The organism is Subtercola endophyticus (genome assembly GCF_021044565.1).
GTDB classification, from domain to species: Bacteria; Actinomycetota; Actinomycetes; order Actinomycetales; family Microbacteriaceae; genus Subtercola; species Subtercola endophyticus.
On sequence record NZ_CP087997.1, the window covers coordinates 1,818,202 to 1,830,552 of the forward strand.

Sequence of the window (12,351 nt, forward strand, 5' to 3'; positions counted from 1 at the left end):
TCCGCGTGTCAACCGCTCAGGAGTTTCTGAGCTACCATTATGCGATTTCCCGGGTGAATCCGGTAGTTCTACATTGTGTAGAAATTCGTTCTTCTACCGAGTGTAGAACACATTTCTACCGGATGTAGAACAATCTAGGAAAAGGCGGTAATCTAAAGCAATGGCAACCCTGGGTGATCTCGAACGCTCCATCATGGAGCGGCTCTGGTCGAACGACGAGCCGGTCTCTGCGGCCGAGTTGCGCGACGAACTCGCTCACAAGACCAGCGCGGGCAACGAGCTCGCTCTGACCACCATGCTCACGGTGCTGTCTCGGCTCGAGCGCAAGGGCTTCGTCGACCGCGATCGTAAAGTTCGGCCGCACGTGTATTACGCCGTGACCACCCGCGCCGACCACACCTCAGAGCTGCTGCAGCAGGCGCTCGGCGCCGAGCCCGACCGCGCCGCAGCCCTCGCCCACTTCGTCGGCACCGTCACCCCGCAAGAGGCCGAAACGCTGCGCCAGCTGCTCGACCAGCGCGCCCGCCAGACCTCCGCAGACTCGGCCGACGACTGACCCTTCGCCGGCTCCTCCCGTGCAATTCGACTCGAGTGAGGTCGCTGTGACCACGTTGAGGCTGGTACAACAACCTCACTGCGGGCGTAACGGCCTCACGAGACCAGCACGCAGGAGCCTCACGAGGCGCGAGGGTACGCTGGGCGCGTGCTTCTCGCGATGACGGCCCCGGTGAGTGCGGCGCCGATGAACTCGATGCTCGTCGCATCGGTGTGCCTCGCGGTGCTCGCGGTACTGCTGGCGTGGCCGATTCCTGTGGCGCTGGCGAAGGCGCACTGGCCGAGCCGCTCCCCCGGCGTAGCACTTGTGGTGTGGTCGGCCATTGCCCTCGCCGGTGGTTTTTCGATGATCGGCTCGCTCGTCACGTTCGGCCTCGCCCCGTTCAGCTCGAGCCTCATCCGCGGCCTGCTCGAACTGCCGCCGCTCGTTTTCGGCGGGCCACTGCCGCCCGATGTCGGGCTGATTCAGATCTTCGCCCTCAGCAGCGCGCTGCTGCTCGCAGCGCATCTCGTGCTCAACCTCATCGTGACCACGACGCGCACCGAGCGCCAGCGTCGCCGGCATCGTGCACTCGTCGAGCTCTTGAGCACGCCGCTGCTCGGCCGGCCGGGCACTCACATCATCGACTCCCCCGCTCCCGTGGCCTACTGTCTCCCCGGGGCGCGCACGGTCACGGTGCTTTCGGAGGGGCTGGTCAGCCTGCTCAGCACCGACCAACTCGAAGCCGTCATCGCGCACGAGCGCGGGCATCTGCGCCAGCAGCACCACGTTGTGCTCGTTGCCTTCGAGTCATGGCGTAGCGCCCTGCCCTGGTTTCCCATCGCAACCCGCGCACAGGTCGCCGTTTCGCTGCTGGTCGAGATTCTCGCGGACGATCAGAGCCGCCGCAGCACCGACGACCTCACCCTGGCCGAGGCGATCTCCCTCGTCGGTTCGGCCGAGACCGAGGCCATCGTTCGACGCAGCAACGGATCCGTCGCCGCCGTGGCGCTGGCCGAGCGCGGCCGTGGCACGGGCGGTTCGGGCGGTGGGGGCGGTGGGGGCGGTGGGATGCCCGGATCGGCGCGCACCGACGCACAGCTCGATCCCGTCTCGACCCGGGTGCGCCGCCTGCTGAACCCCGAACCCCAGCTGCCTGTACCGACTCGCACGGTCATCCTCGCCGCCGCCGTGGTTCTGCTCGCGATTCCCACCGTGCTGTTGCTCTCCTCCTGACCCCGAATCGCCCACAGCGAGTAAATCGGGCCGCCTCCCGAGGGAGACGACCCGACAATTCCGGCGCAATGAGCTCTGCGCCCTCCGTTCTGCCAGCATGCGCCGCACAGGCGGCGGCGCATCACTCAACTCAGAACAGTTTCTCTTTCGCCAGCCACGCCTTCGCGATGTCAGCCGACGACTTCTGGTCGACGGTGCTCTGATCGTTCAGGGCGGCGAGCTCGGATGACGTGAGTGCGGCATCCACCTTGTTGATCACCGAAGTGACCTCGGGTGTCGCGGCCGACTTGTTGATGATCGGTACCACGTTCGAGGCGAGAATGAGCCCCTTCGGGTCACCCAGCACCACGAGATTGTCGGTCGTGATGGCCGACGACGACGTGTAGATGTCGGCGACCTGCACCGTGTTGTCGGTCAGCGCCTTCACGGTCAGCGGGCCGCCAGAGTCGCCGATCGGCGTGAAGGCGAGCGTCACGCCATAGGTGCTCAGCGCGCCGGGAGGGCCGTAGGGCCGGGTTGCGAACTCCTGGTTCGCGCCCATGGTGACGTTCGGAACCTTCGACAGATCGGCGATGGTCTTCAGACCGTACTGGTCGGCCAGAGCCTTCGTCACGACATAGGCGTCTTGGTCGGCGGCAGGAGCCTGGTCGAGCACCTCGAGATCGGCCGGAACGGCCTTCTGCAGCGCGGCGTAGACATCGGCCGACGTGGTCGCCGTCGCCTTCGGGTCGAGGTACTGCAGCAGATTGCCGGTGTACTCGGGGAACAGTGTGACGGTGCCGTCTTCGACCGACGGCATGTAGGCGTCGCGCTGGCCGATATTGAACTGGCGGGTCACGGTCTGGCCGTTGGCCTCGAGAGCCTGAGCGTAGATCTCGGCGATGATCTCGTTGGAGTAGTACGCCTGCGAACCGATGACGATGGTGCCTGCGGCGGCGCTGCCCGAGGCGCTCGAGCCGCCACCCAGGGGCGTGCTGCTACTCGACGAACACCCTGCCAGTGCCATGGCGGCACTGACCGCGAGAGCGCCGATGACGGCGATCCGGCCTTTCTTCCCTGCTGTGAACATTGTTATTCTCCTTCTTGGATGGGGGATCCCACCGTCGACCGCGACCTGACTGGCCTCGATCGAACGTCTGCAACCTGCCCCGCGGTGACACCGCGTGGCACGATCAACCTCTGGAGGAGGGCGAATATGCCCTCCAAGATGAGCGCAAGCGCAGTGACCACGATCGACGCGCCCAGCAACTCGATGTAATTGCGGGTGACGAGCCCGTCGTTGATGAACACGCCGAGCGCACCGCCGCTCGCGAAATAGGCAAGAGTGGCCGTCGCCACCACCTGCAGAATGCCCGAACGGATGCCCGCCACGATGAGCGGCGCCCCGAGTGGCACCTCTACCTTCGTCAGCACCTGCCATTCGGTCATGCCCATGGCGCGGGCCGCGTCGATCGTGCGCCGGTCGACCGCTTCGATTCCGGCGTAGGCGCCCGAGAGAACGGGCGGAATAGCGAGGATCACGAACGCCAGCAGCGGCGCCTTGAAGCCGATACCGATGAGCAGCGCGAAGATGATGAGCAGGCCGAGGCTAGGCAGCGCCCGAAGTCCACCCGACAGCGACACGGCGACGTCTCGCCCCTTGCCGGTGTGCCCGATGAGCAGGCCGAGCGGAATCGCGATGACCGAAGCGATGGCGACCGCGCCGAACGTGTACGCCAATTGCTCGAGGATGCGGCTCTGCATGTCGCCGGGGCCGCTCCACCGTGCCGGATCGAAGATCCACGCGATGCCCTGCAGAAGAAAGTTCATTCGACCACCACCGGAACCCGGCTCTCGGCTAGCTGCCTGCCCGAACCTCGCCGAGGCGATCGCCTGCTGCGATCAGCGCGGGTCCACGGCATCAGCAGGCGCCCGATGCCGACGAGAATGAAGTCGAACACGATGGCGATCACCAGGGTGGCGACGATGCCGCTGATCACTTCACCCGGAATGTCGCGCTGCAGCCCGTTGAGAAAGAGATAACCGAGGCTCGTGACGCCGATCACCGACCCGATGCTCACCAGGCTCACGGTGCTCACCGAGACGACCCGCAAGCCCGCGAGCAACACCGGCCCGGCGAGCGGAAATTCGACCTTCCAGAACCGGCTCCAGCCCGAGAAGCCCATGGCCGTGGCGGCCTGCTTGGTATCGGGGTCGACCGAGGCCAGGGCATCTGCCGTCTGTCGCACCATGAGGGCGACCGCGTAGATCGTGAGGCCGACAACCACGTTGATGGGGTCGAGGATGCCCGTTCCGATGATGGCGGGAAGCGCAATGAACAGCGGCAGCGACGGAATCGTGTAGAGCAGACCGCTGATGGTGAGCAGGGCGCCGCGGGTGAGACGAAAACGGTTCGCCAGCCAGCCGAGCGGCAGCGAGATGACGAAGCCCAGAATGATCGGGGGGATGGCCAGGGTGACCTGAACGAGCGTCAGGCTCCAGATGAGGCCGAAGTTGTTGACGACCCAGTTCACGAGAGGGCTCGTTTCAGCGCGGCCCAGCAGTTGACAAGACCGACAGAACGCCGGCGACTGAGACGGTCTGCAGCGACGCGGCTTCTCATGCCTGCAACACCCCCGTGGGGCGGCCGTCGGCGTCTACGACTACATTTCGCCCGTTGACGACCTCGACGCGCAGCGCTCGCCGCCCGCGGTCGGCCCCGATGAACGTGGCGACGAAATCGTTGGCCGGCTTCGACAGGATCTCGGCGGGAGTGCCCTGCTGCGCGATACGACCACCCTTTTCGAGCAGCACGACCTGGTCGCCGAGGAGAAACGCCTCGTCGATATCGTGGGTGACGAACACGATGGTCTTGCCGAGTTCGCGCTGCAGACGCACGAGCTCTTGCTGCAGTTCGGCGCGCACGATGGGGTCGACGGCGCCGAAGGGTTCGTCCATCAGCAAGATGTTCGGGTCGGCGGCGAGCCCGCGTGCCACACCGACGCGCTGCTGCTGCCCGCCCGAGAGCTGGCTGGGGTAGCGGTCGGCCAGCGCGCGGTCGAGCCCGACCGTGTCGAGCAGATCGAGGGCGCCCCGGCGGGCATCCGCCTTCTTCACGCCGTTGAGCAATGGCACCGTTGCGACGTTGTCGACGACTTTGCGGTGCGGCAGCAGACCGGAGTTCTGCATGACATACCCGATGCTGCGGCGGAGCTTGACGGGATTGAGTTTGTAGATGCTCTCGCCGTCGATCTCGATTTCGCCGCTGGTCTTCTCGACCATGCGGTTGATCATGCGCAAGATGGTGGTCTTGCCCGACCCCGACGAACCCACGAGAACCGTGGTCTGGCGCGCAGGAATGACCAGGCTGAACTCGTCGACCGCCACCGTTCCGTCAGGGAACTGTTTGGTGACCGTGCGGAATTCGATCATGTCGCCATCCATTCGTCGCGTGCGGGCGTGCGCCAAGCCAAACATCTCTGGTCAGGATTGGCAAAGCCAAAACCGACCCTTGACGAATTGTTGCGCACCCCACCGACATTCGGGGGCGAGAAGAACTATTCGCTGGCGGTGGTGAGGTACCCGTGCACGATCTTGCGGGCTTCGGCGATGATCGCCTCGTCGCCCTTCTTGTCGGTGACGAACGCACGGGTGAGCAGAGCGTCGGTCATGTTCACACTCATCTCGATGCGCAGGGTCAGTTCGTCGGTCTCGGCCAGACCGAAGTCTTCGCTGATGATGGCGGCGAACGCCTTCGCGATGCGGGCCGAGCGGATGCCCGACGGCTCCACCTCGGGATACGACACGAGGTCGCCCAGCCGAATCGACGTGAAGCCGACCTCGGTGCGGTGCATCTCGACGCCGGTGTCGAACGAGACCATCAGCAGGTCGATCCAGGTCTCGGGCTTCTCACGCAGAATGTTCTCGCGGGTCTGGCGCAGAAAGCGATCCATGCTGCGCAGGCTCAGCGCGGAGAGCACCGCGATACGGTCGGGAAAGTAGCGATAGACCGTGCCGATGGAGGCGCCGGCGCGCTCAGCGACCATCGCCGTGGTCATGCGCTCGACGCCGACCTCTTCGACGACCTCGGCCGCCGCGTCGACCAGAGCAGAGATGCGGGTCGAGCTGCGAACCTGCACGGGCTCGTTGCGAACGTTGACCATCTCGAGCAGGGTTTCGTCGATGAGCTTACTGAGCGACACTTTTCGCCATCCCCTTCGTTGTTACAAGTAATCTTCATGTTACTCCGCGTGAGCGAAGTGCGGTCAAAACAGGCGTTGTGTCTGAGGAAATTCCCTATCGTTTGACAGGAAATCGCACCCAATATTTTCTCGTACTCAGAAATCACGAGCCCGCAGGGCCGTCGCCGAGTACCGTACTCAGACTGATCTGACAGACTGAGCGGGTGCTAAACGAGCCGGAACAGTCCTTCACCGGGTCGAAAGTGACCCCCGAACTGATCCTGCACCGGGCCGCGCGCATCGAAGACGCGTTCCACGAACTGCGCGAGAACCGGGCGCGTAAACGCGGCTACCACACCACGGTCATCCCTTATACCGGGTACGGCTCGACCACGTGGATCCGGGTGTTGAGCCGGGTTCTGCTGACCCGCGACGAGAAGCGACGCCGGCGTCTGCCCCTCATCGGGCGGCGCGACGAGACGGTGCGCGGCTGGCGCAGTTTCACCAGTGTGCCGGTGAACGAAGTCGAGGTCACCGTCACGGTCGACGGCGTCGTGCACCGGGTCAAGGCAGACCGCGGCGGCGTTGTCGACGCCGAACTCGCCGTCACCCTCGAACCGGGCTGGCACACCATCACGTTGCAGGCCGAAGACTCGCAGATCGTCGAGGCCCCCGTGCACGTCATCGACCCGAGCGCGACCTTCGGGGTGGTCAGCGACATCGACGACACGGTCATGGTCACGACCCTGCCGCGTCCGCTGCTTGCGGCGTGGAACACGTTCGTGCTCGACGAGCACGCGCGCCGGCCCACCCCCGGCATGGCCGTGTTGCTCGACCGGCTGGCCGCCGGGCATCCGGGTTCGCCCACCATCTATCTCTCGACCGGGGCCTGGAACGTGGCCCCGACATTGACGCGGTTCTTGTCGCGCAACCTCTACCCCTCTGGCGCCTTGTTGCTCACCGACTGGGGGCCCACGCACGACCGGCTGTTCCGCAGCGGGCCGGAGCACAAGCGCGACAACCTGCGCCGCCTCGCCGAAGAGTTTCCGCAGATCAAGTGGATGCTCGTCGGTGACGACGGCCAGCACGACGAAGAAATCTATGGCGAGTTCGAAGAGCAGCACCCCGAGAACGTCTCCGCCATCGCCATTCGGCAGCTCTCCCCCAGCGAGGCGGTTCTCGCCGGCGGGCGCTCGAAGTCCGAAGACATGTCAGAGAAGTCGCAGGCGTTGTGGATGTACGCGCCCGACGGTTCCGGCCTCGCCAAGCAGATGCGGGCCGCGGGCCTGCTGTAGCGACGGGTCTGCTGTAGCGTTCTGCCATGAAAGCCGCCGAACGCAGCACGCTCGCCCGCATTCGGCTGGCGAGCCAACTCATCAGTTCGGCTGACTCACGCTCGGCGGTCGACGTCGTGCGCTGGATGACGGCCATGCAGGCGCAAGACTTGCCCGGTGCGCTCTGGGCCGTGGCACTGCGGATGCCCGGCGGCACGCGCGACCAGGTCACCGCCGCCTTCGACCACGGTGAGGTGGTGCGTTCGTGGCCGTTCCGCGGCACCCTGCACCTCGTGCCAGGCGAAGACCTCGGGTGGATGCTCGATCTGACGGCCGCTCGTACCCTCACCGGCGCGGCGACACGCCATCGCGGCCTCGGGCTCGACGCGCACACGTTCGCGCATGCTCGCGATCTCGCAGAGCGCGCGCTCGCGGGCCGCAAGAGCCTCACCCGAGACGAACTCTTCGCCGCCTTCGATGCCGACGGCGTCTCGACACAGGGCCAGCGCGGAGTGCACCTGCTCTGGTATCTCGCCCACACCAAAACGATCTGTTTCGGGCCGATGGTGGGCCCGAACGGCACGAATCAGGCCCTCGTGCTGCTGGATGAGTGGATCGGGCATCCACGCGCCCTCGATCGTGACCAGAGCCTCGGCGAACTCGTGTTGCGCTACGTCACGAGTCACGGGCCTGCCACGCTGAAAGATTTTCTGTGGTGGTCGAAAGTGCTGGTCAAAGAGGCGAAGATCGGTCTGGAACTGGCGCGCCCGGGGCTCGAATCGATCGAGGTCGACGGTGTCGAGTACTGGATGGCGGCCGGAACGCTCGACGCCGACAGCGCGGCGCGGGCGGGCGGCGGCAGCAGCGGCAGCGGCGGCGGCGGCGGCGGCGGCGCTGTTTACCTGCTGCCCGGCTTCGACGAATACATCCTCGGCTACACCGATCGCAGCGTACCTCTCGATGAGGGGCACTTCGAGCGCATCGTGCCCGGCGGCAACGGCATGTTCCTGCCCACGATCGTCGCGGGCGGGCGCGTCATTGGCTCGTGGTCGCGCAAAGCCACGACGAAGCAGGTGGCGGTCACTCCCGACCCCTTCGTCACGCTCACGCCCGCAGTGCAGCGCGGCATCCATCGCACCGCCGAGGTCTACGCCCACTATTCTGGGCTGCCGCTCGCGGCGACGAAAAAAGCCGCCGACCTCACCCGAAAGTGAGGCCGACGGCCGATTCGTTATACCCAACGGAATCAGAAGAAAGCGGCGGCGTGTACGTCGCTTTCTTCGTCTTCCGGCGCCTAATTAGGCCTGCAGGCTGGCCTGCAGGTCGATGTTGATCGTCACGTCGTCGCCGACCAGCACGCCGCCGGCCTCGAGCGGAGCGTTCCAGTTCACACCGAAGTCGTTGCGGTTGATGACGGCCTTGGCGGTCAGACCGAGCTTGTAGTTGCCGTACAGGTCGCTGCCGAAGCCACCGAATTCGACGGTGAAGGTGACCTCTTTGCTGACGCCCTTGATGGTCAGCGTGCCGGTGACGAGCAGGTCGTCTTTCTCGGCCACGACGCCGTCGGAGACGAACGTGATGGTCGGGAACTCGGGAGCGTTGAAGAAGTCGTTCGTACGCAGGTGGCCGTCGCGGTTGGCGTCACCGGTGTTGATCGACTCGACCTCGGCCGACGCCGTCAGCTTGGTGTCGAGGGGGCTCTCGCCGGTTACGAAGGTGGCGTCGAACTTCTCGAACTTGCCCTTGACCTTGCTGATGAGCAGGTGGCGAACGCTGAAGGAGACCTCGCTGTGCGAGGGGTCGATGGTCCACGTGCCCGCTTTGTGGCCCGGGATCTGGTAGGTGTCAGTCATGGTTTCTCTTCTCTTCAATTGCTTCAAAGGGATGAAGGCATAAGGCTGCCCGCGTCTATACAAATGTATCGAATGGAGTTTTTATTCCCACGAGTGAGAGAGTTTGTTACATGACAGATTCGACACGCGTTGACTTTTGGTTCGACCCCTCGTGCCCGTGGGCATGGATGACCAGCAGATGGGTCGACGAAGTGGCGCCTCATCGTGACCTCGATGTGTCGTGGCACATCATGAGCCTCGCGATTCTCAACGAGAACAACGACGTGTCGGAGTCGTACCGCGCCTTCTTTCCCCGCGCCCTGCGGTACGCGCAGCTCGTGGCTGCAGCCAAGGAGCTGCACGGCGATGCGGTGGTCAAGCCGCTGTACGACGCACTCGGAACGCGCATCCACCTCGGCCAGCGCACCGATGTGGATGCCGTGATGAGCGAGTCGCTCGAAGAAGTGGGCCTTCCGGCCGACCTCGTCGCGTACGCCCCGGCCGACCCCGCCGACAAGCCCTTCGAGTTCGAGCAGCAGTTGCGCGCCTCGCACAACAGCGGCATCGAGCTGGTCGGGCAAGACGTGGGAACGCCCATCCTGAGCCTGAACGGCGTCGCTTTCTTCGGCCCGGTCATTTCGCCGGCACCGAAGGGCGAGCAGGCGCTGACCCTGTGGGACGGCGTCGTGGCGGCCGCGAGTTACGACGGATTCTTCGAGCTCAAGCGCAGCCGCACCCGCGATCCCATCTTCAGCTGATTAGCAGAGTCGTGCCGGGGATTTACGAATGAGTCGCTTAGCGTAGAAGGATGTCTCGTTCTGCGCGCGTTCTGACGGCGGCGGTGCTCGCCGTACTGGCCGCCGTTGCAACGCCGCTGACGGCGAACGCCGCCGCGCCTTTGGCCGCCGCCGCCGGGCCCCTGGCGGCCCCCGTCGTGCTCACGGACTACCCGAGCTGGGACGACGTGAACGCGGCCAAGCAGAACGAGGCGGCCAAGGCGGCCGAGGTCGACAACATCAACAGCCTGCTCACCGGGCTCGAGGCCCAAGCCGCCCAGCTCGGCGACGAGGCGGTCAAGAAGGGCAACGAGTATCTGGCTGCCCAGTCGGCGCTGCAGTCGGCGACGCAGGTGGCCGACACCGCCACCCAGCGGGCGAACGACGCCGAGTCGAAGGCGACGGCGGCGAAACAACAGGTCGGCGAACTGGCCGCGTCGTTGTACCGCTCAGGCGGCAGCAGCAGTGCATCGCTGCTCCTGAACAGCGGCAATGCGGAGTCGCTGCTCTACCAGCTCGGCACCATGAGCAAGCTCACTCAGCAGTCGGCCCAGCTGAACGCGCTCGCCACATCGGCGCAGAACCTCGCGACAAGCCTGAAAGACCAGGCCGCGGTCGCCGAGACGGCGCGGCAGGCGCTCGCCGCTGCCGCGCAGAAGGCGGCAGACGACGCTAAGGCCGCACAAGAAGCGGCGGATGCTCAAGTCGCCGATCAGCAGGCCAAGAGCACCGTGCTCTACGCTCAGCTCGCCTCCCTGCAGAACTCGACGGCGCAGGTCGAGGAACAATACCGGCAGGGCCAGATCGAAGCCGCCAACATCGCCGCTCAGCAGGCCGCCGCTGCCGCTGCAGCCGCGGCGGCAGCCGATTCTGGCTCCGACTCGGGTTCAGATTCAGGATCGGGCTCGAGCGCCGGACTGCCGCCGGGTTCCGTCGTGGTCGACGTGGGTGCCGCCCAGTCGTACGCTTCGGGCCAGGTGTCGGCGATGGGCTGGGGCAGCGATCAGTTCTCGTGCCTGGTCAGTCTCTGGAACCGCGAGTCGGGCTGGCGCGTGAACGCCTACAACGAAGACGGTGGTGCCTACGGTATTCCGCAGTCGCTGCCCGGCGACAAGATGGCCACGGCCGGCTCCGACTGGCGCACCAACTACCAGACGCAGATCAACTGGGGTCTGTCGTACATCGAGCGCGCCTACGGCTCCCCCTGCGGCGCCTGGGCCCACTCCCAGAACACCGACCCGCACTGGTACTGAGCGGGCGTTTGGCGTACGTAGGTTGCGCCAAGGCACCTCGGGGCGCGTTCCACGGTGCTTTTGCGCAACCCCGACGCCCCTGAACACGGCCGCCGAAAGCCGTCAGCCGAAGGTGACGGTGCCGGCGGCGGAGACGCTCCAACCGGGGTTGTGGGCGATCTCTCAGATCACACCGTTCGGATCGGTGACGTGGCCGTGGAACACTCCCCCGAGGGCACCCTCCTGCTTCATCGCTCCAGCCTCGCACCGGGAGGCTAGGAGCTGAAGACATCGTTCAGCGTCACCGGCTGCAGCCCGCGGCTCTGGATGATCTGCACCAGCTGGTCGAAGACCTCCGTCACCGGCAGGTAGTTGAGGTGCCCGATGACCACGTGCTGCGGCAGAAACCACTGCGTAGCGAAGTCGACCACCTGCTGATCGGTGATCAGCCCGGAATCGGAGAGCGACCCGTACCAGAGCACCGGCGTCGTGTAGCCGATGCTCGCGGCCAGCCGGTCGGTGTGGTGGTTGCGGTAGCCGTAGGGCGGCCGGTAGTAGGGCCGAGCATCCACTCCGTAGGTGCTCATGATGAAGTCGTGGTTCTTCTGCAGCTCGTCGATGACGTCGTCGTCGCTGATGGAGGTGAGGTCGGCGTGATCGAAGGTGTGGTTGCCGAGCTGGATCTGCCCGCTTGCGACGAGCGGACGCAAGAGATCGGCGTTCTCGCTCCAGCCCGAGTAGGTGCCGTTCACGAAGAAGGTGAGCCGCACGCCAGTCGCTTTCGCGAACTCGACGTACTTGCGAATCACCTCGCTGTTCGAGCCGTCGTCGACCGTCCAGGCGAGCAGAGTGCCGTCGCCGGGCAGGTCGGTCATGACGCCGTCGGGTATCGGCACCTTCGCCAGGGCGGGGGCGCTGAAGAGCTGAGTCGGCGTCGGGGTGGGTGTGGGGGTCGGAGTCGGAGTAAAGGTCGGCGTCGGCGTCGCCGTGGGCACCGCCCGGGCCACGGGTGTTCCCGCGACGGTAGGGATGTCCGGGGCTCGCAGCGCGCAGGCCGAAAGAGCTGCTGAGACGACCCCCGCAGCCCCCGCAGCGAGAAACAGTCGCCGATCCACGTGCCATACCCTATCGGCGAAGTCGCCTGCCCTGCTGCAACAGAAACACCCCCACTTCGGGTCTACCCTTCGCTTACCACCGTTTGCGTTTCAGAGGAGAATTCGGCAGGGTGAGCCCGCATTGGGCGCACCCCCTCGAAATCTCCTCCGAAATCACGCTCGACCGCGGGAGAGGCGGCGCACGGCGCGGG

13 protein-coding genes are annotated in these 12,351 nt (G+C 65.6%); 6 read left to right on the forward strand and 7 right to left on the reverse strand.

Annotation, left to right across the window (positions count from 1 at the left end):
• The first annotated feature begins 160 nt into the window (after positions 1-160).
• Entirely contained in the window at positions 161-556 is a 396-nt protein-coding gene (locus LQ955_RS08535) for a BlaI/MecI/CopY family transcriptional regulator (RefSeq protein WP_231027737.1), read from the forward strand.
• A gap of 147 nt (positions 557-703) precedes the next feature.
• Positions 704-1,771: a M56 family metallopeptidase gene (locus LQ955_RS08540; protein WP_231027738.1), complete on the forward strand. Its 1,068-nt coding sequence runs from the start codon at positions 704-706 to the stop codon at positions 1,769-1,771.
• A 130-nt stretch (positions 1,772-1,901) separates the two neighbouring features.
• Here the strand turns inward: LQ955_RS08540 and LQ955_RS08545 are convergent, their stop codons facing one another.
• The 5 genes from LQ955_RS08545 to LQ955_RS08565 all read right to left on the reverse strand — a co-directional run bounded on the left by LQ955_RS08545 (position 1,902) and on the right by LQ955_RS08565 (position 5,952).
• Positions 1,902-2,840, reverse strand: a complete 939-nt coding sequence (locus LQ955_RS08545) for an ABC transporter substrate-binding protein (RefSeq protein ID WP_231027739.1) — start codon at positions 2,838-2,840, stop codon at positions 1,902-1,904.
• Between the two features lie 2 nt (positions 2,841-2,842).
• Complete coding sequence (locus LQ955_RS08550; protein WP_231027740.1) at positions 2,843-3,580, reverse strand: ABC transporter permease; 738 nt, start codon at positions 3,578-3,580, stop codon at positions 2,843-2,845.
• Positions 3,577-4,284: an ABC transporter permease gene (locus tag LQ955_RS08555; RefSeq protein WP_231027741.1), complete on the reverse strand. Its 708-nt coding sequence runs from the start codon at positions 4,282-4,284 to the stop codon at positions 3,577-3,579. The genes LQ955_RS08550 and LQ955_RS08555 overlap by 4 nt, the downstream gene beginning before the upstream one ends.
• An 85-nt stretch (positions 4,285-4,369) precedes the next feature.
• Positions 4,370-5,182, reverse strand: coding sequence for an ABC transporter ATP-binding protein (locus LQ955_RS08560; protein ID WP_231027742.1), 813 nt, complete (start codon positions 5,180-5,182; stop codon positions 4,370-4,372).
• Between the two features lie 125 nt (positions 5,183-5,307).
• Positions 5,308-5,952, reverse strand: coding sequence for a TetR family transcriptional regulator (locus tag LQ955_RS08565; protein ID WP_231027743.1), 645 nt, complete (start codon positions 5,950-5,952; stop codon positions 5,308-5,310).
• Positions 5,953-6,194: 242 nt separating this feature from the next.
• Between LQ955_RS08565 and LQ955_RS08570 the strand changes: the two genes are divergently transcribed.
• Together LQ955_RS08570 and LQ955_RS08575 are read left to right on the forward strand one after the other, a co-directional pair.
• Positions 6,195-7,226: an App1 family protein gene (locus tag LQ955_RS08570; protein WP_231027744.1), complete on the forward strand. Its 1,032-nt coding sequence runs from the start codon at positions 6,195-6,197 to the stop codon at positions 7,224-7,226.
• 26 nt (positions 7,227-7,252) lie between these two features.
• Positions 7,253-8,419, forward strand: coding sequence for a winged helix DNA-binding domain-containing protein (locus LQ955_RS08575; protein WP_231027745.1), 1,167 nt, complete (start codon positions 7,253-7,255; stop codon positions 8,417-8,419).
• Between the two features lie 84 nt (positions 8,420-8,503).
• Here LQ955_RS08575 and LQ955_RS08580 read toward each other — a convergent pair whose 3' ends face one another.
• The gene (locus LQ955_RS08580) at positions 8,504-9,058 is read right to left on the reverse strand and encodes a YceI family protein (RefSeq protein WP_231027746.1); all 555 of its coding nucleotides are present in this window, start codon (positions 9,056-9,058) and stop codon (positions 8,504-8,506) included.
• A 110-nt stretch (positions 9,059-9,168) separates the two neighbouring features.
• Between LQ955_RS08580 and LQ955_RS08585 the strand changes: the two genes are divergently transcribed.
• Positions 9,169-9,795 (forward strand): mycothiol-dependent nitroreductase Rv2466c family protein, encoded by a 627-nt coding sequence (locus tag LQ955_RS08585; protein WP_231027747.1) that lies wholly within the window; start codon positions 9,169-9,171, stop codon positions 9,793-9,795.
• 50 nt (positions 9,796-9,845) lie between these two features.
• A complete protein-coding gene (locus LQ955_RS08590; protein ID WP_231027748.1) occupies positions 9,846-11,066 on the forward strand; it encodes an aggregation-promoting factor C-terminal-like domain-containing protein in 1,221 nt (406 codons plus the stop codon).
• A gap of 254 nt (positions 11,067-11,320) precedes the next feature.
• Here LQ955_RS08590 and LQ955_RS08595 read toward each other — a convergent pair whose 3' ends face one another.
• On the reverse strand, positions 11,321-12,160 hold the full coding sequence (locus tag LQ955_RS08595) for a polysaccharide deacetylase family protein (RefSeq protein WP_231027749.1): 840 nt from the start codon (positions 12,158-12,160) through the stop codon (positions 11,321-11,323).
• Positions 12,161-12,351 lie beyond the last annotated feature (191 nt).

Excerpts from the sequence above, each read along its gene's own strand:
- LQ955_RS08585 (WP_231027747.1), top strand. The coding sequence starts at position 9,169 with ATGACAGATTCGACACGCGTTGACTTTTGGTTCGACCCCTCGTGCCCG.
- LQ955_RS08535 (WP_231027737.1), top strand. The coding sequence starts at position 161 with ATGGCAACCCTGGGTGATCTCGAACGCTCCATCATGGAGCGGCTCTGG.
- LQ955_RS08560 (WP_231027742.1), bottom strand. The coding sequence starts at position 5,182 with ATGATCGAATTCCGCACGGTCACCAAACAGTTCCCTGACGGAACGGTG.
- LQ955_RS08580 (WP_231027746.1), bottom strand. The coding sequence starts at position 9,058 with ATGACTGACACCTACCAGATCCCGGGCCACAAAGCGGGCACGTGGACC.
- LQ955_RS08575 (WP_231027745.1), top strand. The coding sequence starts at position 7,253 with ATGAAAGCCGCCGAACGCAGCACGCTCGCCCGCATTCGGCTGGCGAGC.
- LQ955_RS08545 (WP_231027739.1), bottom strand. The coding sequence starts at position 2,840 with ATGTTCACAGCAGGGAAGAAAGGCCGGATCGCCGTCATCGGCGCTCTC.
- LQ955_RS08590 (WP_231027748.1), top strand. The coding sequence starts at position 9,846 with ATGTCTCGTTCTGCGCGCGTTCTGACGGCGGCGGTGCTCGCCGTACTG.
- LQ955_RS08550 (WP_231027740.1), bottom strand. The coding sequence starts at position 3,580 with ATGAACTTTCTTCTGCAGGGCATCGCGTGGATCTTCGATCCGGCACGG.